This is a genomic window from Streptomyces canus (genome assembly GCF_041435015.1).
Taxonomy (GTDB): domain Bacteria; phylum Actinomycetota; class Actinomycetes; order Streptomycetales; family Streptomycetaceae; genus Streptomyces; species Streptomyces canus_G.
In genome coordinates, this window is sequence record NZ_CP107989.1 from 8,341,932 (window position 1) to 8,359,143 (window position 17,212).

Sequence of the window (17,212 nt, forward strand, 5' to 3'; positions counted from 1 at the left end):
TACCAGGGCGCGAGCACTGAGGAGCACCGTTGAGCAGGTTGCGCTGGCTGACCGCGGGGGAATCCCACGGTCCCGCACTCGTCGCGACGCTGGAGGGCCTTCCCGCCGGCGTGCCCATCACCACGGAGATGGTGGCGGACCACCTGGCGAGGCGGCGGCTGGGCTATGGCCGCGGTGCCCGGATGAAGTTCGAGCGTGACGAGGTCACCTTCCTCGGCGGCGTCCGGCACGGCCTCAGCCTGGGTTCCCCGGTCGCGATCATGGTGGGCAACACCGAGTGGCCCAAGTGGGAGCAGGTCATGTCGGCCGACCCCATCGACCCGGAGATCCTGGCGGGTCTCGCGCGCAACGCGCCGCTGACCCGGCCGCGGCCCGGTCACGCCGACCTCGCGGGCATGCAGAAGTACGGCTTCGACGAGGCCCGGCCGATCCTGGAGCGGGCCTCCGCCCGGGAGACGGCGGCCCGGGTGGCGCTGGGCGCGGTGGCCCGGTCGTACCTGAAGGAGACGGCCGGCATCGAGATCGTCAGCCATGTCGTGGAGCTGGCCTCGGCCAAGGCCCCGCAGGGCGTGTACCCCACCCCGGCCGACGTGGAGAAGCTGGACGCGGACCCGGTGCGCTGCCTGGACGCGGACGCGTCCAAGGCGATGGTCGCGGAGATCGACCAGGCCCACAAGGACGGCGACACCCTCGGCGGAGTGGTCGAGATCCTGGCGTACGGCGTCCCCGTGGGTCTCGGCTCGCACGTGCACTGGGACCGCAAGCTGGACGCCCGCCTGGCGGGTGCGCTGATGGGCATCCAGGCGATCAAGGGTGTCGAGCTCGGCGACGGCTTCGAGCTGGCGCGGGTGCCGGGCTCGAAGGCGCACGACGAGATCGTGAACTCGCCCGAGGGCATCCGGCGCGTCTCCGGCCGCTCGGGCGGGACCGAGGGCGGACTGAGCACGGGTGAGCTGCTGCGGGTACGGGCCGCGATGAAGCCGATCGCGACCGTGCCACGCGCCCTGCAGACCGTCGACGTGACCACCGGCGAGGCCGCGCAGGCCCACCACCAGCGCTCCGACGTGTCCGCGGTCCCGGCCGCCGGCATCGTCGCCGAGGCCATGGTCGCCCTGGTCCTGGCGGACGCGGTGGCGGAGAAGTTCGGCGGCGACAGCGTGCCCGAGACCCGCCGCAACGTGCGGTCCTACCTCGAGAACCTGGCCATCCGATGACCGGTCCCCAGGTGGTGCTGGTCGGTCCGATGGGCGTGGGCAAGTCCACCGTCGGGCAGCTGCTGGCCGAGCGGCTCGGCGTCGGCTACCGGGACACCGACGACGACATCGTCGCCGACCAGGGCCGCACGATCGCGGAGATCTTCGTCGACGAGGGCGAGCCGGCCTTCCGGGCGATCGAGAAGGCCGCCGTGCGGCAGGCGCTCGCCGAGCACGACGGTGTCCTCGCGCTGGGCGGCGGCTCGATCCTGGACGCGGACACGCGCGCGCTGCTGGCCGGGCAGCAGGTGGTGTACCTCTCGATGGACGTCGAGGAGGCGGTCAAGCGCACCGGCCTGAACGCCGCGCGTCCGCTGCTCGCGGTCAACCCGCGCAAGCAGTGGCGCGAGCTGATGGAGGCGCGCCGCCACCTGTACGAGTCGATCGCCACCACGGTGGTCGCCACGGATGGCCGTACACCCGAAGAAGTCACCCGAATCGCGCTGGACGCACTGGAGTTGAAGGAAGCATGAGCGAGGCAGTGACGCGCATCCAGGTCGGCGGCACCGCGGGCAGCGAGCCGTACGAGGTCCTGGTGGGACGTCAACTCCTGGGTGAGCTCGGCGCGTTGATCGGGGAGAAGGCGCAGCGGGTCGCGATCATCCATCCCGAGGCGCTCGCCGACACCGGTGACGCGCTGCGCGCCGACCTCGCCGGACAGGGGTTCGAGGCCGTCGCCATCCAGGTCCCGAACGCGGAGGAGGCCAAGACCGCCGAGGTCGCCGCCTACTGCTGGAAGGCGCTCGGACAGTCCGGCTTCACCCGCACCGACGTCGTGGTCGGCGTCGGCGGCGGCGCCACCACCGACCTCGCCGGGTTCGTGGCCGCGACCTGGCTGCGCGGGGTGCGCTGGATCGCCATCCCGACGACCGTGCTCGCCATGGTCGACGCGGCCGTCGGCGGCAAGACCGGCATCAACACTGCCGAGGGCAAGAACCTCGTGGGCGCCTTCCACCCGCCCGCCGGCGTCCTGTGCGACCTGGCCGCGCTGGACTCCCTGCCCGTCAACGACTACGTCTCCGGACTCGCCGAGATCATCAAGGCGGGCTTCATCGCCGACCCGGTGATCCTGGAGCTCATCGAGTCCGACCCGCAGGCCGCGCGCACCCCGGCGGGCCCGCACACCGCCGAGCTCATCGAGCGCTCGATCCGGGTCAAGGCCGAGGTCGTCTCCTCCGACCTCAAGGAGTCGGGTCTCAGGGAGATCCTGAACTACGGTCACACGCTTGCCCACGCCATCGAGAAGAACGAGCGGTACAAGTGGCGGCACGGCGCCGCGGTCGCCGTAGGCATGCACTTCGCCGCCGAACTGGGCCGTCTGGCGGGCCGGTTGGACGACGCGACGGCCGACCGCCACCGCACCGTCCTCGAATCGGTCGGCCTGCCGCTGCACTACCGCTACGACCAGTGGCCGAAGTTGCTGGAGACCATGAAGGTCGACAAGAAGTCCCGCGGCAATCTGCTGCGGTTCATCGTCCTCGACGGACTGGGCAAGCCCACGGTCCTGGAGGGCCCGGACCCGGCGGTCCTGCTCGCCGCGTACGGCGAGGTCGGCCAGTAAGTCCCGCGACGGGCGTTCCGCCTGATTCGCCTTGCCCCAGGGGCACTTCGGGGCGCCCCCGGCCGTTTCACCAAACGTAGGCCGGGGGCGGTACCGTTCGGTGACGAGCGGGGTATGTACCACCCCGTAACCAGCGCCGATCAGCCTGCCGCGAGTGAGCCGGAGGGGCGCGTCGGAGACGAGAGGACGAGCGAGCACAGGCCTTCGGGCCGAGCACGGTCGGGCTCCCGGCACCGACGCGAGCGCCCCGGAGGCGAGCAAGCCGAAACGACGAGACGGAGTGGCACCGGATGCAGCACGCAGTGGGTTCTCCGCTGCCGCCGCCCCATCAGCCGGGGCACGGACCCGCCGCCGGCTGGTCGCCGGCCGCACACCACCCGGGACCGCATCACCCGGGTGCGCACCAGGGTTCCGCCCCGGTGCCCCCACCGCCTCCGGCACCCGGTTTCACCCCGGCCCCGGTTCCGCCGACGCCGCAGCACTCTCCGGTCCCGCCCGCACCGCAGCACTCACCCGCGCCGGTGCCGGACACCACCGGCCATGTGCCGCTGCCGCCCGGCGCCCCCGTGGGCGCCCCCAGCGCCCCGCCCGCGGTCGTGCCCGATCCCGCGGGCACCACCCTCGCCGTGCTGCTCATCGGCCCGGCGGGCGCCGGCAAGACGAGCGTCGCCAAGTACTGGGCCGACCACCGCAGGGTCCCCACCGCCCACATCAGCCTCGACGACGTGCGGGAGTGGGTCCGCTCGGGCTTCGCCGACCCGCAGTCCGGCTGGAACGACCACTCCGAGGCCCAGTACCGCCTCGCCCGCCGCACCTGCGGCTTCGCCGCCCGCAACTTCCTGGCCAACGGCATCTCCTGCATCCTCGACGACGCCGTCTTCCCCGACCGTCCGGTGGTCGGCCTCGGCGGCTGGAAGCGGCACGTCGGCCCGGGACTGCTGCCCGTGGTCCTGCTGCCCGGCCTGGAGATCGTCCTGGAGCGCAACGCCGAACGCTCGGGCAACCGCCGCCTGACCGACGAAGAGGTCGCCCGGATCCACGGCCGGATGGCCGGGTGGTACGGCTCGGGCCTGCCGATCATCGACAACAGTCAGATGGACGTGGCCCAGACGGCGAGGGTCCTGGACGACGTGCTGGCGCGGTCGATCGCGAGCCCACCGAGCTGGTGATCGCAGAGGATCCGCACCGAACCCCCACTCGGCCTCTCCCGAACGGCGCCGCACCCGTATGACTCCTACGCTCGTGTCATGTCAGAGGTGTACGTCACCCGGAGAACGAAGCTCAGGGCCCGCTGTCAAGCCAGCGGCAGCGCCAGCGCGCTGATCTCCCGCCCCGCCAACGTCCGCTACCTCGCGGGCACCGCCCCCCGCGGCGCCGTCCTCCTGCTCGGCGCACGTGAGGACGTCCTGCTCTGCCCCGGTCCGCTGGACGACCGCATGGACGGCCGTCCCGACGAGGCCCTGCGGATCCACACCCTCCCCGGCGCCGCCGGCGACCCGGCCGTCGCCGCGGCCGACCTCGCGGCGGGGCAGCACGCCGACACCCTCGCCGTCGAGGAACACCACCTCACCGTCGGCCGCCACAGAGCCATCCGCTCGGTCGTCCCGCGGCTGCTCCTCGCAGACCTCGCGGGCGCGGTCGAACAGCTCCGCGTCATCAAGGACGAGGAGGAGATCTCCTGCCTGCGCATCGGCGCCGAGATCGCCGACCAGGCACTGGGAGAACTCCTGGAGTCCATCCTCGTCGGCCGCACCGAGCGACATCTCGCCCTCGAGCTGGAGCGCCGTCTCGTCGACCACGGCGCCGACGGCCCGGCCTTCGCCACGTCCGTGGGTACCGGCCCGAACGCCGGCCGCCCCGGCCACCGTCCCACCGACCGCCGTGTCGAGGAGGGCGATTTCCTCTCCGTCTGCCTGGGCGCGAGCTATCGCGGATACCGCTGCGAGATCGGCCGTACCTTCGTCATCGGTACGTCCCCCGCCGACTGGCAGATCGAGTTGTACGACCTCGTCTTCGCCGCTCAGCGGGCCGGACGCGAGTCGCTGACACCCGGTGCGGCCTACCGCGACGTGGACCGTGCGGCCCGTCAGGTACTGGAGTCCGGGGGCCACCACGAGGGCCTCCCGACCCTCACCGGACACGGTGTGGGACTGGAAATCGACGAGGACCCGCAGTTGGCCCCCGCGGCCATGGGTAAACTGGACGCTTGCGTGCCGGTCACCGTCGAACCGGGGGTCCACCTCCCGGGACGGGGCGGCGTCCGGATCGATGACACGCTCGTCGTACGCCCCGAGGCGGACGGCGGACCCGAGCTACTCACCATCACGACCAAGGAGCTGCTCGCGCTGTAGGAGTGCGTGCGCCGGGGTCGTCCACGTCAGTCCAGGAGATTCCGCAACCGTGGCTTCCACGAACGACCTCAAGAACGGCCTGGTGCTCAAGCTCGAAGGCGGCCAGCTCTGGTCCGTCGTCGAGTTCCAGCACGTCAAGCCCGGCAAGGGCCCTGCATTCGTGCGCACCAAGCTCAAGAACGTGCTGTCCGGCAAGGTCGTCGACAAGACGTTCAACGCCGGCGTCAAGGTCGAGACGGCCACTGTCGACAAGCGCGACATGCAGTTCTCGTACATGGACGGCGAGTACTTCGTCTTCATGGACATGGAGACCTACGACCAGCTGATGATCGACCGCAAGGCCGTCGGCGACGCCGCCAACTTCCTGATCGAGGGCTTCACCGCCACCGTGGCGCAGCACGAGGGCGAGGTGCTCTTCGTCGAGCTGCCGGCCGCCGTCGAGCTCGTCGTCCAGGAGACCGAGCCGGGCCTGCAGGGCGACCGCTCCACCGGCGGCACCAAGCCCGCCACCCTGGAGACCGGTCACCAGATCCAGGTCCCGCTCTTCATCACCACCGGTGAGAAGATCAAGGTCGACACCCGCACGAGTGACTACCTCGGCCGGGTGAACAGCTAACCGTGGCTGCCCGCAACACGGCCCGCAAGCGCGCCTTCCAGATCCTCTTCGAGGGCGACCAGCGCGGAGTCGACGTCCTGACGGTCCTGGCGGACTGGATCCGGCTTTCCCGGGAAGACACCCGGCAGCCGCCGGTGAGCGAGTACACGATGCAGCTGGTCGAGGGCTACGCGGAGCACGCGAAGCGCATCGACGAGCTGATCGCGCAGTACTCGGTCGGCTGGACGCTGGACCGGATGCCGGTCGTCGACCGCAACATCCTGCGTCTGGGCGCCCATGAGCTGATCTGGGCCGATGAGACCCCGGACGCGGTGGTGCTCGACGAGATGGTGCAGCTGGCGAAGGAGTTCTCCACGGACGAGTCGCCCTCGTTCGTGAACGGCCTGCTGGGTCGGCTCAAGGACCTGAAGCCGTCACTGCGCCGGGACGAGGCGTAGGTCAGGACGACGTCGGCACGACGCGCAAGAGGCGTGAAACGCCTGAGGGCCCGCAGCGAGACCGCTGCGGGCCCTCAGGCGTCCGCGTACGCGCAGGCCCCGCAAGGCGCGCAGAAAGCCGCCGGGGTGGCCGGAACCGTGAAGTTCCGGCCACCCCGGCGGCACGTTTCTGCTGAGGCTGGGAGCGGTTCAGCTGTCCTCGTGGGACACCGCGCGACGCGCGTCCGCGTCCAGCACGCCCCAGCTGATCAGCTGCTCGGTGAGCACCGAGGGGGACTGGTCGTAGATGACGGCCAGTGTGCGCAGGTCGTCCTGGCGGATCGAGAGCACCTTGCCGTTGTAGTCACCACGCTGGGACTGGATGGTGGCCGCATACCGCTGGAGGGGGCCGGCCTTCTCGGCCGGGACGTGGGCCAGCCGCTCCAGGTCCAGGACCAGCTTCGGCGGCGGCTCGGCGGCCCCGCCCGGAGTGGTGCCGGGCAGCAGCTCCTGTACCGGAACGCCGTAGAAATCCGCCAACTCGGCAAGACGCTGCACCGTCACCGCGCGGTCGCCGCGCTCGTACGAACCGACCACGACCGCTTTCCAGCGTCCCTGGGACTTCTCCTCGACACCGTGGAGGGAAAGGCCCTGCTGGGTGCGGATGGCCCGGAGCTTGGCCCCGAGCTGTTTGGCGTATTCGCTGGACATATAGCTCCCCGGACACTGGATCGACGCGGCCGCAGTGGTTTCGAGCCGCGCGTCTGGTAACTCACTGTGAGGTTACGCAGCGTGACTCTTCTGCGTCAAGCCGAATGGTCCACACCGACGCTTCCGTGAGAGTGGTGGCTGATTGGGCCAAGGGGGTGATCAGGGACGTCGTTCCGGCCTGCTACCGTGGATGGCGCAAATCCGACGTCCTTTAAGGTCCGTCCCGTGAGGCGGAGAAGGAGGTCCGTTTCGTATGGACAATCAGGACACTTCCGACCACCAGGCGTCCGATGCCCGGCCCGTTCTCGAAGGCCCCGACATCGCACGCGTGCTGACCCGTATCGCCCACGAGATCGTCGAACGCGCCAAGGGCGCCGACGACGTGGTGCTCCTCGGCATCCCCACCCGAGGCGTCTTCCTCGCCCAGCGGCTCGCCGTCAAGCTCGAGGAGATCACCGACCGCAGGATTCCGGTCGGTTCGCTCGACATCACCATGTACCGCGACGATCTGCGCATGCACCCGCCGCGTGCGCTGGCCCGCACCGAGATCCCCGGTGACGGCATCGACGGCCGTCTGGTCGTCCTCGTCGACGACGTGCTCTTCTCCGGCCGCACCATCCGCGCCGCCCTGGACGCCCTGAACGACATCGGGCGCCCCCGCGCGGTGCAGCTCGCGGTCCTCGTCGACAGAGGCCACCGCGAACTGCCCATCCGCGCCGACTACGTCGGCAAGAACCTCCCCACGTCGCTGCGGGAGACGGTCAAGGTCCAGCTCGCCGAGGAGGACGGTCGCGACACCGTGCTGCTCGGTGTGAAGCAGACCTAGCGGCAGACGGACCGGGTACGCCCCTTCCGGCGTGCCCTCGCCTGCCCGGAATCTCCCGATCCTGAACTGCCTTACGGAGCCTGAAAGATGCAGCGTCATCTCATCTCGGCCGCCGACCTCACCCGCGACGACGCCGTCCTGATCCTCGACACCGCCGAGGAGATGGCCAGGGTCGCCGACCGGCCTATCAAGAAGCTGCCGACCCTGCGCGGCCGCACGATCGTCAATCTCTTCTTCGAGGACTCCACGCGCACGCGTATCTCCTTCGAAGCCGCCGAGAAGCGTCTCTCGGCGGACGTCATCAACTTCACCGCCAAGGGCTCCAGCGTGTCCAAGGGCGAGTCCCTCAAGGACACCGCACAGACCCTGGAGGCCATGGGTGTCGACGCCGTCGTCATCCGCCACGGCGCCTCGGGGGCGCCGTATCGCCTCGCCACCTCCGGCTGGATCGACGCGGCCGTCATCAACGCCGGTGACGGCACCCACCAGCACCCCACCCAGGCCCTGCTGGACGCGTTCACCATGCGCCGCCGGCTCGTCGGCCGGGACGCGGGAATCGGCCAGGACCTCGCCGGCAAGCGCATCACGATCGTCGGTGACATCCTGCACAGCCGGGTCGCCCGCTCCAACGTCGACCTGCTGCACATCCTCGGCGCCCAGGTCACCCTCGTCGCCCCGCCCACCCTGGTGCCGGTCGGCATCGAGACCTGGCCCTGCGAGGTGGCGTACGACCTCGACAGCACCCTCGCCAAGTCCGACGCGGTGATGATGCTGCGCGTGCAGCGCGAGCGGATGAACGCCGCCTTCTTCCCGACCGAGCGCGAGTACTCGCGGCGCTACGGCCTGGACGGCGACCGCATGGCGCGGATGCCGGAGCACGCCATCGTGATGCACCCCGGCCCGATGGTCCGCGGCATGGAGATCACCGCCGAGGTCGCCGACTCCGACCGCTGCACCGTCGTCGAGCAGGTCGCAAACGGAGTCTCCATCCGGATGGCCGTTCTGTATCTGCTTCTCGGTGGCAACGAACCCGCCGTCTCCCACACCCGTATCGAGGAGAAGTAAGTCACATGAGCAAGATCCTGATCCGTGGTGCGAAGGTCCTGGGCGGCGAGCCGCAGGACGTGCTGATCGACGGCTCGGTCATCGAGGCGGTCGGTACGGGGATCTCGGACGAAGGCGCCGAGGGTGCCGAGGTCGTCGACGCGGCCGGAAAGGTGCTCCTGCCGGGCCTCGTCGACCTGCACACCCATCTGCGCGAACCGGGCCGCGAGGACTCCGAGACCGTGCTGACGGGCACACGCGCGGCCGCCTCCGGCGGCTACACCGCCGTGTTCGCCATGGCCAACACCTTCCCGGTCGCCGACACCGCCGGTGTGGTCGAGCAGGTCTACCGGCTCGGCCAGCAGCACGGCTACTGCGACGTGCAGCCCATCGGTGCGGTCACCGTCGGCCTGGAGGGCCGCAAGCTCGCCGAGCTCGGTGCCATGCACGAGTCGGCCGCCGGTGTGACCGTCTTCTCCGACGACGGCAAGTGCGTCGACGACGCCGTGATCATGCGGCGCGCACTGGAGTACGTGAAGGCCTTCGGCGGGGTCGTCGCCCAGCACGCCCAGGAGCCGCGGCTGACCGAGGGCGCCCAGATGAACGAGGGCGTCGTCTCCGCCGAGCTGGGGCTCGGGGGCTGGCCCTCGGTGGCCGAGGAATCGATCATCGCCAGGGATGTCCTGCTCGCCGAGCACGTCGGCTCCCGCGTCCACATCTGCCACCTCTCGACCGCCGGGTCCGTCGAGATCGTCCGCTGGGCCAAGTCCCGCGGCATCGACGTCACCGCCGAGGTCACCCCGCACCACCTGCTCCTCACCGACGAGCTGGTCCGGTCGTACAACCCCGTCTACAAGGTGAACCCGCCGCTGCGCACCCAGCAGGACGTGCTCGCCCTGCGCGAGGCCCTGGCCGACGGCACCATCGACATCGTCGCCACCGACCACGCCCCGCACCCGCACGAGGACAAGGACTGCGAGTGGGCCGCGGCCGCCATGGGCATGGTCGGCCTGGAGACCGCGTTGTCGGTGGTGCAGGAGACCATGGTGGACACCGGGCTCCTCGACTGGGCCGGGGTCGCCGAGCGCATGTCCTTCAAGCCCGCCGAGATCGGTCGGGCGAAGGGGCACGGGCGTCCCGTCTCGGCTGGTGAGCCCGCCAACCTCATGCTCGTCGACACGGAATACCGTGGGTCCGTGGACCCCGCGGGCTTCGCCTCGCGCAGCCGCAACACTCCGTACGAGGGGCGTGAGCTGCCGGGCCGTGTCACGCACACGTGGCTCCGGGGCAAGGCCACGCTCGTCGACGGGAAGCTCACGTGACACCTGCAACTCTGCTCGCCAACGGATTCGCCACCGGCCTCGCCGCCGAGAAGAAGTCGGCCGAGGTCACCGACTGGGCCGCCCGCGTCGGCTGGCTCGTCGGCCTCGCCCTCTTCGTCGCGCTCGTCTACTGGCTGATGCGCGAGGGCTGGAAGTGGCGCGGCACGCTCCAGGGCGATCTGCCCGAGCTCCCCACCGCGCCGGACGCCCCCGGCCCGGTGAGACTGGGCATGAGTGGCCGCTACCACGGCTCGACCACCGCGGGGCAGTGGCTCGACCGGATCGTGGCGCACGGCCTGGGCGCCCGCAGCCGGGTCGAGCTCACGCTGACGGACGCGGGACTGGACGTCGTGCGCCCCGGTGCGACCGACTTCTTCATCCCGCGCGAGGCCCTGCGGGAGGCCGTGCTCGGCAAGGGCATCGCCGGCAAGGTCCTGACCGAGGGCGGGCTCCTCGTGGTGACCTGGGCCCACGGCGAGCGTCTGATCGACTCAGGGTTCCGCTCCGACCACGCGGCCGAGCACACCGACTGGGTCGACGCCATTAACTCCATGATCAACAAGACGGAAACGGAAGGCGCACGATGACGACCTCCACAAGGGGGGCCTCGAAGGCTCCTGCGGTACTCGTCCTGGAGGACGGCCGGATCTTCCGCGGCCGTTCCTACGGGGCCGTGGGGGAGACCTTCGGCGAGGCCGTCTTCTCCACCGGCATGACCGGCTACCAGGAGACCCTGACCGACCCGTCGTACGACCGCCAGATCGTCGTCGCGACCGCCCCGCAGATCGGCAACACCGGCTGGAACGACGAGGACGACGAGTCGAGCCGCATCTGGGTCTCCGGCTACGTCGTGCGCGACCCCGCGCGCGTGCCGTCCAACTGGCGCGCCAAGCGCTCCCTGGACGACGAGCTGGTCGCGCAGAACATCGTCGGGATCTCCGGCATCGACACCCGCGCGCTCACCCGCCACCTGCGCGAGCGCGGCTCGATGCGCGCCGGGATCTTCTCCGGCGAGGCGATCGCCGCCGAGCCCGAGCTCGTCGCGCGCGTGCAGGCCCAGCCGCACATGAAGGGCGCCTCGCTCTACGAGGAGGTCGCCACCAAGGAGGCGTACGTCGTCCCCGCGGTCGGTGAGAAGAAGTTCACGGTCGCCGCGATCGACCTCGGCATCAAGGGCATGACCCCGCACCGCATGGCCGAGCGCGGCATCGAGGTGCACGTCCTGCCGGCCACGGCCACCGTGGAGGACGTCTACGCCGTCGCCCCCGACGGAGTGTTCTTCTCCAACGGGCCCGGCGACCCGGCCACCGCCGACGGACCGGTCGCGCTGATGACCGCCGTCCTGGAGCGCAGGACGCCGCTGTTCGGCATCTGCTTCGGCAACCAGATCCTCGGCCGCGCGCTCGGCTTCGGCACCTACAAGCTGAAGTACGGCCACCGGGGCATCAACCAGCCCGTGCAGGACCGGACCACCGGCAAGGTCGAGGTCACCGCGCACAACCACGGATTCGCCGTGGACGCGCCGCTCGACAAGGTCAGCGAGACCAGGTTCGGGCGCGTGGAGGTCTCGCACGTCTGCTTGAACGACAACGTCGTGGAGGGACTCCAGCTGCTCGACCAGCCGGCCTTCTCCGTCCAGTACCACCCCGAAGCGGCAGCGGGTCCGCACGACGCCGCCTACCTGTTCGACCGCTTCACGTCTTTGATGAACACAGTTCCGATGGAGGGCCAGCGTGCCTAAGCGCACCGATATCCAGTCCGTCCTGGTCATCGGCTCCGGCCCGATCGTCATCGGCCAGGCCGCCGAGTTCGACTACTCCGGCACGCAGGCGTGCCGGGTCCTGAAGGCCGAGGGTCTCAGGGTGATCCTGGTCAACTCCAACCCGGCGACGATCATGACCGACCCGGAGATCGCCGACGCCACCTACGTCGAGCCGATCACCCCGGAGTTCGTCGAGAAGATCATCGCCAAGGAGCGCCCCGACGCCCTGCTGCCCACCCTGGGCGGCCAGACGGCCCTCAACACGGCGATCTCGCTGCATGACGCCGGGACCCTCGACAAGTACGGCGTCGAGCTGATCGGCGCCAACGTCGAGGCGATCAACAAGGGCGAGGACCGCGACCTGTTCAAGGACGTCGTGGAGGAGGTCCGCAAGAAGATCGGGCACGGCGAGTCCGCTCGCTCGGTCATCTGCCACTCCATGGACGACGTCCTGCAGGGCGTCGAGACGCTCGGCGGCTACCCCGTCGTCGTCCGCCCGTCCTTCACCATGGGCGGCGCCGGCTCCGGCTTCGCGCACAACGAGGAGGAACTGCGCCGCATCGCCGGACAGGGCCTCACGCTCTCGCCGACCACCGAGGTGCTCCTGGAGGAGTCCATCCTCGGCTGGAAGGAGTACGAACTGGAGCTGATGCGCGACAAGCACGACAACGTCGTGGTCGTCTGCTCCATCGAGAACTTCGACCCCATGGGCGTGCACACCGGCGACTCGATCACCGTCGCCCCCGCGATGACGCTGACCGACCGCGAGTACCAGGTGCTGCGTGACGTCGGCATCGCGATCATCCGCGAGGTCGGCGTCGACACCGGCGGCTGCAACATCCAGTTCGCGGTGGACCCCGAGGACGGCCGCGTCATCGTCATCGAGATGAACCCGCGCGTGTCCCGCTCCTCGGCGCTCGCGTCCAAGGCGACCGGCTTCCCGATCGCCAAGATCGCCGCGAAGCTCGCCGTCGGCTACACGCTGGACGAGATCCCGAACGACATCACCGAGCAGACCCCGGCCTCCTTCGAGCCGACGCTCGACTACGTGGTGGTCAAGGCCCCCCGGTTCGCCTTCGAGAAGTTCCCGTCCGCGGATTCGACGCTGACGACCACCATGAAGTCGGTCGGCGAGGCCATGGCGATCGGCCGCAACTTCACCGAGGCCTTCCAGAAGGCCCTTCGCTCGCTGGAGAAGAAGGGCAGCCAGTTCACCTTCGTCGACGAGCCCGGCGACAAGACCGCCCTCCTGGAGGAGTCGGTACGGCCCACCGACGGCCGGGTCAACACCGTCATGCAGGCCATCCGCGCGGGTGCCACGCCGGAGGAGGTCTTCGCGTACACGAAGATCGACCCCTGGTTCGTCGACCAGCTCTTCCTGATCAAGGAGACCGCGGACGAGCTGGCCTCCGCTGAGCGTCTGGACGCCGATCTCCTCGCCGAGGCCAAGCGGCACGGCTTCTCCGACCAGCAGATCGGCGAGATCCGGGGCCTGCGCGAGGACGTGGTGCGCGAGGTGCGGCACGCGCTGGGCGTGCGCCCGGTCTACAAGACCGTCGACACCTGCGCCGCCGAGTTCGCCGCCAGGACGCCGTACTTCTACTCCTCCTACGACGAGGAGAGCGAGGTCGCGCCCCGGACCAAGCCCGCGGTGATCATCCTGGGCTCCGGTCCGAACCGCATCGGCCAGGGCATCGAGTTCGACTACTCCTGCGTGCACGCCTCCTTCGCGCTGTCCGACGCCGGGTACGAGACGGTGATGGTCAACTGCAACCCCGAGACCGTCTCCACCGACTACGACACCTCCGACCGGCTGTACTTCGAGCCGCTCACGCTCGAGGACGTCCTGGAGATCGTCCACGCGGAGCAGCAGGCCGGTCCGGTCGCGGGCGTGATCGTGCAGCTCGGCGGGCAGACCCCGCTGGGTCTGGCGCAGGCGCTCAAGGACAACGGCGTGCCGGTCGTGGGCACCCCGCCCGAGGCGATCCACGCCGCCGAGGACCGCGGTGCCTTCGGCCGTGTCCTCGCCGAGGCGGGCCTGCCGGCCCCCAAGCACGGCACCGCCACCACCTTCGCCGGCGCCAAGGCCATCGCGGACGAGATCGGCTACCCGGTCCTCGTACGGCCCTCCTACGTCCTCGGCGGCCGCGGCATGGAGATCGTCTACGACGAGACCCGCCTCGAGGCCTACATCGCCGAGTCCACCGAGATCAGCCCTTCGCGCCCGGTCCTGGTCGACCGCTTCCTCGACGACGCCATCGAGATCGACGTCGACGCCCTCTACGACGGCCAGGAGCTCTACCTGGGCGGCGTGATGGAGCACATCGAGGAGGCCGGCATCCACTCGGGCGACTCGGCGTGCGCACTGCCGCCGATCACGCTGGGCGGCTTCGACATCAAGCGTCTGCGGGCCTCCACGGAGGCCATCGCGCGCGGGGTGGGCGTCCGGGGCCTGATCAACATCCAGTTCGCCATGGCCGGTGACATCCTCTACGTCCTTGAGGCCAACCCGCGCGCGTCCCGCACCGTCCCCTTCACCTCGAAGGCGACCGCCGTGCCGCTCGCCAAGGCCGCCGCCCGGATCTCGCTGGGCGCGACCGTCGCCGAACTGCGAGCCGAGGGCCTGCTTCCGGCCAACGGCGACGGCGGCGAACTCCCGCTGGACGCGCCGATCTCCGTCAAGGAGGCGGTCATGCCGTGGTCGCGCTTCCGCGACATCCACGGCCGCGGCGTCGACACGGTCCTCGGCCCGGAGATGCGTTCCACCGGCGAGGTCATGGGCATCGACTCCGTCTTCGGCACGGCGTACGCCAAGTCGCAGGCCGGCGCCTACGGACCGCTGCCGACCAAGGGGCGTGCGTTCATCTCGGTCGCCAACCGTGACAAGCGCTCGATGATCTTCCCGGCGCGCGAGCTGGTCGCCCACGGCTTCGAACTGCTCGCCACCTCCGGCACCGCCGAGGTCCTCAAGCGCAACGGCATCAACGCCACCGTCGTGCGCAAGCAGTCCGAGGGCACCGGCCCGAACGGCGAGAAGACCATCGTCCAGCTCATCCACGACGGCGAGGTCGACCTCATCGTCAACACCCCGTACGGCACCGGCGGCCGCCTCGACGGCTACGAGATCCGTACGGCGGCCGTGGCGCGGTCGGTCCCGTGCCTCACGACGGTCCAGGCGCTCGCCGCCGCCGTCCAGGGCATCGACGCCCTCAACCACGGTGACGTGGGCGTCCGTTCGCTCCAGGAACACGCCGAACACCTGACCGCGGCCCGCGACTAGCAGCCCTGAGGGGGACACCGGAAACGGTGTCCCCCTCTTGGTGAGGACACCATGTACAAGACCTTTTTCAATCTCGTCTTCAAGCACCTGGACCCCGAGCAGGCCCATCACCTGGCCTTCCGGTGGATCCGCCTCGCCGCCCGCGTTCCCGTGCTGCGCACCTTCGTCGCGGCCGCTCTCGCACCCCGCCACAAGGAGCTGCGCACCGAGGCCTTCGGGCTGCGCATGCACGGCCCCTTCGGACTGGCCGCAGGCTTCGACAAGAACGCGGTCGCGATCGACGGCTTGACGATGCTGGGCTTCGACCACGTCGAGATCGGCACGGTGACCGGGGAAGCCCAGCCGGGCAACCCCGGGAAGCGGCTTTTCCGCCTGGTGCAGGACCGCGCGCTCATCAACCGCATGGGCTTCAACAACGAGGGCTCGCTGGCCGTGGCGGCCCGCCTGGCCTCCCGTGAGCCGGTTTTCAAGACCGTGGTGGGCGTCAACATCGGCAAGACCAAGGCCGTCCCGGAGGCCGAGGCGATCGGCGACTACGTGAAGTCGGCGGAGCGGCTGGCGCCGTACGCCGACTACCTGGTCGTGAACGTGTCGTCGCCCAACACGCCCGGCCTGCGCAACCTCCAGGCGGTCGACCATCTGCGTCCGCTGCTGACCGCTGTCCGCGAGGCCGCCGACCGCAGGGTGGCCTCCCGTCGCGTCCCGCTCCTGGTGAAGATCGCGCCCGACCTCGCCGACGAGGACGTCGACGCGGTCGCCGACCTGGCCGTCGAGCTCGGTCTGGACGGCATCATCGCCACCAACACGACCATCGCGCGCGAGGGACTCGGCCTGACATCCGGACCCGCCCTGGTGAAGGAGACGGGCGGCCTGTCCGGGGCACCCCTCAAGGCGCGCTCCCTGGAGGTCCTGAGGCGCCTGTACGCGCGCGTGGGCGACCGGATCACCCTGGTGGGCGTCGGTGGCGTCCAGGACGCCGAGGACGCCTGGCAGCGCATCCTGGCGGGCGCCACGCTGGTCCAGGGCTACAGCGCGTTCATCTACGAGGGTCCCTTCTGGGGTCGGGCCATCCACAAGGGGCTCGCCGCGCGCCTGCGCACGAGCCCGTACGCCACTCTCGCCGACGCGGTCGGCGCCGACGTGAGGAAGACCACGGTATGACCGAGCCCTTCGGCGCACGCCTGCGCCGAGCCATGGACGAGCGCGGCCCGCTGTGCGTGGGGATCGACCCGCACGCCTCACTGCTCACCGAGTGGGGCCTGAACGACGACGTGGCCGGTCTGGAGCGGTTCAGCCGCACGGTCGTGGAGGCGCTGTCCGACCGGGTCGCCGTGTTCAAGCCCCAGAGCGCGTTCTTCGAGCGCTTCGGCTCGCGCGGCGTCGCCGTACTGGAGAAGACCGTCCAGGAGGCCCGCGCTGCCGGCGCACTGGTCCTCATGGACGCCAAGCGCGGTGACATCGGCTCGACCATGGCCGCGTACGCCGAGGCCTTCCTGCGCAAGGACTCCCCGCTGTTCTCGGACGCCCTGACCGTGTCGCCGTACCTCGGTTACGGCTCGCTCTCGCCGGCCGTCGTGCTGGCGCGCGAGAGCGGCGCGGGCCTGTTCGTGCTCGCGCTGACGTCCAACCCGGAGGGCGGCGAGGTCCAGCACGCCGTCCGCGCGGACGGCCGGAACGTCGGCGCGACCATGCTGGCCCATCTGGCCGCCGAGAACACGGGGGAGGAGCCGCTGGGATCCTTCGGTGCCGTCGTCGGGGCCACGCTCGGCGATCTGTCGTCCTACGACCTGGACATCAACGGTCCGCTCCTCGCGCCCGGCGTCGGGGCCCAGGGGGCCACTCCGGCCGATCTCCCCGGGGTCTTCGGGGCGGCGATCCGCAATGTCGTCCCGAACGTCAGCCGGGGCGTGCTGCGGCACGGTCCCGACGTCAGTGCGCTGCGCGCGTCCGCCGAGCGGTTCGCCGGCGAGATCAGGGCCGCGCTGCCGACGGGTTGAGGAGTCGGCGAGGACCGGATGAGGCATCCGCGACGGTCGTCGCGGATGTTCGACACCCCCGTTCGAGTCCTCC

The 17,212-nt window shown here is 70.4% G+C and carries 16 protein-coding genes; 15 read left to right on the forward strand and 1 reads right to left on the reverse strand.

The genetic code is table 11. From position 1 onward, the window contains the following. Positions 1–29 precede the first annotated feature (29 nt). The 7 genes from aroC to nusB all read left to right on the forward strand — a co-directional run bounded on the left by aroC (position 30) and on the right by nusB (position 6,218). Positions 30–1,214, forward strand: coding sequence for a chorismate synthase (gene aroC, locus OG841_RS38110; protein WP_059207963.1), 1,185 nt, complete (start codon positions 30–32; stop codon positions 1,212–1,214). Beyond that, entirely contained in the window at positions 1,211–1,726 is a 516-nt protein-coding gene (locus tag OG841_RS38115; RefSeq protein WP_328637227.1) for a shikimate kinase, read from the forward strand. The genes aroC and OG841_RS38115 overlap by 4 nt, the downstream gene beginning before the upstream one ends. Beyond that, complete coding sequence (gene aroB / locus OG841_RS38120) at positions 1,723–2,814, forward strand: 3-dehydroquinate synthase (RefSeq protein ID WP_059207965.1); 1,092 nt, start codon at positions 1,723–1,725, stop codon at positions 2,812–2,814. The genes OG841_RS38115 and aroB overlap by 4 nt, the downstream gene beginning before the upstream one ends. A 290-nt stretch (positions 2,815–3,104) precedes the next feature. Beyond that, positions 3,105–3,983 carry a Pro-rich N-terminal domain-containing protein gene (locus tag OG841_RS38125; protein WP_371568833.1) on the forward strand — a complete coding sequence of 293 codons (879 nt, stop codon included), beginning with the start codon at positions 3,105–3,107 and terminating at the stop codon, positions 3,981–3,983. Between the two features lie 78 nt (positions 3,984–4,061). Continuing rightward, positions 4,062–5,165 carry an aminopeptidase P family protein gene (locus tag OG841_RS38130; protein ID WP_328637225.1) on the forward strand — a complete coding sequence of 368 codons (1,104 nt, stop codon included), beginning with the start codon at positions 4,062–4,064 and terminating at the stop codon, positions 5,163–5,165. A gap of 49 nt (positions 5,166–5,214) precedes the next feature. Then, complete coding sequence (efp, locus tag OG841_RS38135; protein WP_057614159.1) at positions 5,215–5,781, forward strand: elongation factor P; 567 nt, start codon at positions 5,215–5,217, stop codon at positions 5,779–5,781. 2 nt (positions 5,782–5,783) lie between these two features. Next, the gene (nusB, locus tag OG841_RS38140; RefSeq protein WP_057614158.1) at positions 5,784–6,218 is read left to right on the forward strand and encodes a transcription antitermination factor NusB; all 435 of its coding nucleotides are present in this window, start codon (positions 5,784–5,786) and stop codon (positions 6,216–6,218) included. Positions 6,219–6,407: 189 nt separating this feature from the next. Here the strand turns inward: nusB and bldD are convergent, their stop codons facing one another. Then, complete coding sequence (bldD, locus tag OG841_RS38145) at positions 6,408–6,908, reverse strand: transcriptional regulator BldD (RefSeq protein ID WP_007380685.1); 501 nt, start codon at positions 6,906–6,908, stop codon at positions 6,408–6,410. Positions 6,909–7,161: 253 nt separating this feature from the next. On the opposite strand from bldD, the gene pyrR reads away from it, so the two are divergent. From pyrR to pyrF, 8 genes are all read left to right on the forward strand, one after another. Continuing rightward, positions 7,162–7,734, forward strand: coding sequence for a bifunctional pyr operon transcriptional regulator/uracil phosphoribosyltransferase PyrR (gene pyrR, locus OG841_RS38150; protein WP_371568838.1), 573 nt, complete (start codon positions 7,162–7,164; stop codon positions 7,732–7,734). Between the two features lie 87 nt (positions 7,735–7,821). Further along, positions 7,822–8,799 carry an aspartate carbamoyltransferase catalytic subunit gene (locus OG841_RS38155; protein WP_328637224.1) on the forward strand — a complete coding sequence of 326 codons (978 nt, stop codon included), beginning with the start codon at positions 7,822–7,824 and terminating at the stop codon, positions 8,797–8,799. Between the two features lie 5 nt (positions 8,800–8,804). Next, a complete protein-coding gene (locus OG841_RS38160; protein WP_371568842.1) occupies positions 8,805–10,100 on the forward strand; it encodes a dihydroorotase in 1,296 nt (431 codons plus the stop codon). Next, positions 10,097–10,687 (forward strand): PH-like domain-containing protein, encoded by a 591-nt coding sequence (locus OG841_RS38165; protein ID WP_371568845.1) that lies wholly within the window; start codon positions 10,097–10,099, stop codon positions 10,685–10,687. Before OG841_RS38160 ends, OG841_RS38165 begins: the two co-directional genes overlap by 4 nt. Then, entirely contained in the window at positions 10,684–11,841 is a 1,158-nt protein-coding gene (gene carA, locus OG841_RS38170; protein ID WP_365119936.1) for a glutamine-hydrolyzing carbamoyl-phosphate synthase small subunit, read from the forward strand. Before OG841_RS38165 ends, carA begins: the two co-directional genes overlap by 4 nt. After that, positions 11,834–15,142 carry a carbamoyl-phosphate synthase large subunit gene (gene carB, locus OG841_RS38175; protein WP_371568848.1) on the forward strand — a complete coding sequence of 1,103 codons (3,309 nt, stop codon included), beginning with the start codon at positions 11,834–11,836 and terminating at the stop codon, positions 15,140–15,142. The genes carA and carB overlap by 8 nt, the downstream gene beginning before the upstream one ends. A 51-nt stretch (positions 15,143–15,193) precedes the next feature. After that, positions 15,194–16,303: a quinone-dependent dihydroorotate dehydrogenase gene (locus tag OG841_RS38180; protein ID WP_371568851.1), complete on the forward strand. Its 1,110-nt coding sequence runs from the start codon at positions 15,194–15,196 to the stop codon at positions 16,301–16,303. After that, positions 16,300–17,139, forward strand: coding sequence for an orotidine-5'-phosphate decarboxylase (pyrF, locus tag OG841_RS38185; protein ID WP_328637218.1), 840 nt, complete (start codon positions 16,300–16,302; stop codon positions 17,137–17,139). The genes OG841_RS38180 and pyrF overlap by 4 nt, the downstream gene beginning before the upstream one ends. The last annotated feature ends 73 nt before the right edge of the window (positions 17,140–17,212 follow it).

Coding starts and splice junctions, on each gene's coding strand:
- OG841_RS38125 (WP_371568833.1), top strand. CDS start 3,105: ATGCAGCACGCAGTGGGTTCTCCGCTGCCGCCGCCCCATCAGCCGGGG.
- OG841_RS38115 (WP_328637227.1), top strand. CDS start 1,211: ATGACCGGTCCCCAGGTGGTGCTGGTCGGTCCGATGGGCGTGGGCAAG.
- OG841_RS38180 (WP_371568851.1), top strand. CDS start 15,194: ATGTACAAGACCTTTTTCAATCTCGTCTTCAAGCACCTGGACCCCGAG.
- bldD (WP_007380685.1), bottom strand. CDS start 6,908: ATGTCCAGCGAATACGCCAAACAGCTCGGGGCCAAGCTCCGGGCCATC.
- OG841_RS38130 (WP_328637225.1), top strand. CDS start 4,062: ATGTCAGAGGTGTACGTCACCCGGAGAACGAAGCTCAGGGCCCGCTGT.
- pyrR (WP_371568838.1), top strand. CDS start 7,162: ATGGACAATCAGGACACTTCCGACCACCAGGCGTCCGATGCCCGGCCC.
- OG841_RS38160 (WP_371568842.1), top strand. CDS start 8,805: ATGAGCAAGATCCTGATCCGTGGTGCGAAGGTCCTGGGCGGCGAGCCG.
- carA (WP_365119936.1), top strand. CDS start 10,684: ATGACGACCTCCACAAGGGGGGCCTCGAAGGCTCCTGCGGTACTCGTC.
- OG841_RS38155 (WP_328637224.1), top strand. CDS start 7,822: ATGCAGCGTCATCTCATCTCGGCCGCCGACCTCACCCGCGACGACGCC.
- pyrF (WP_328637218.1), top strand. CDS start 16,300: ATGACCGAGCCCTTCGGCGCACGCCTGCGCCGAGCCATGGACGAGCGC.
- aroB (WP_059207965.1), top strand. CDS start 1,723: ATGAGCGAGGCAGTGACGCGCATCCAGGTCGGCGGCACCGCGGGCAGC.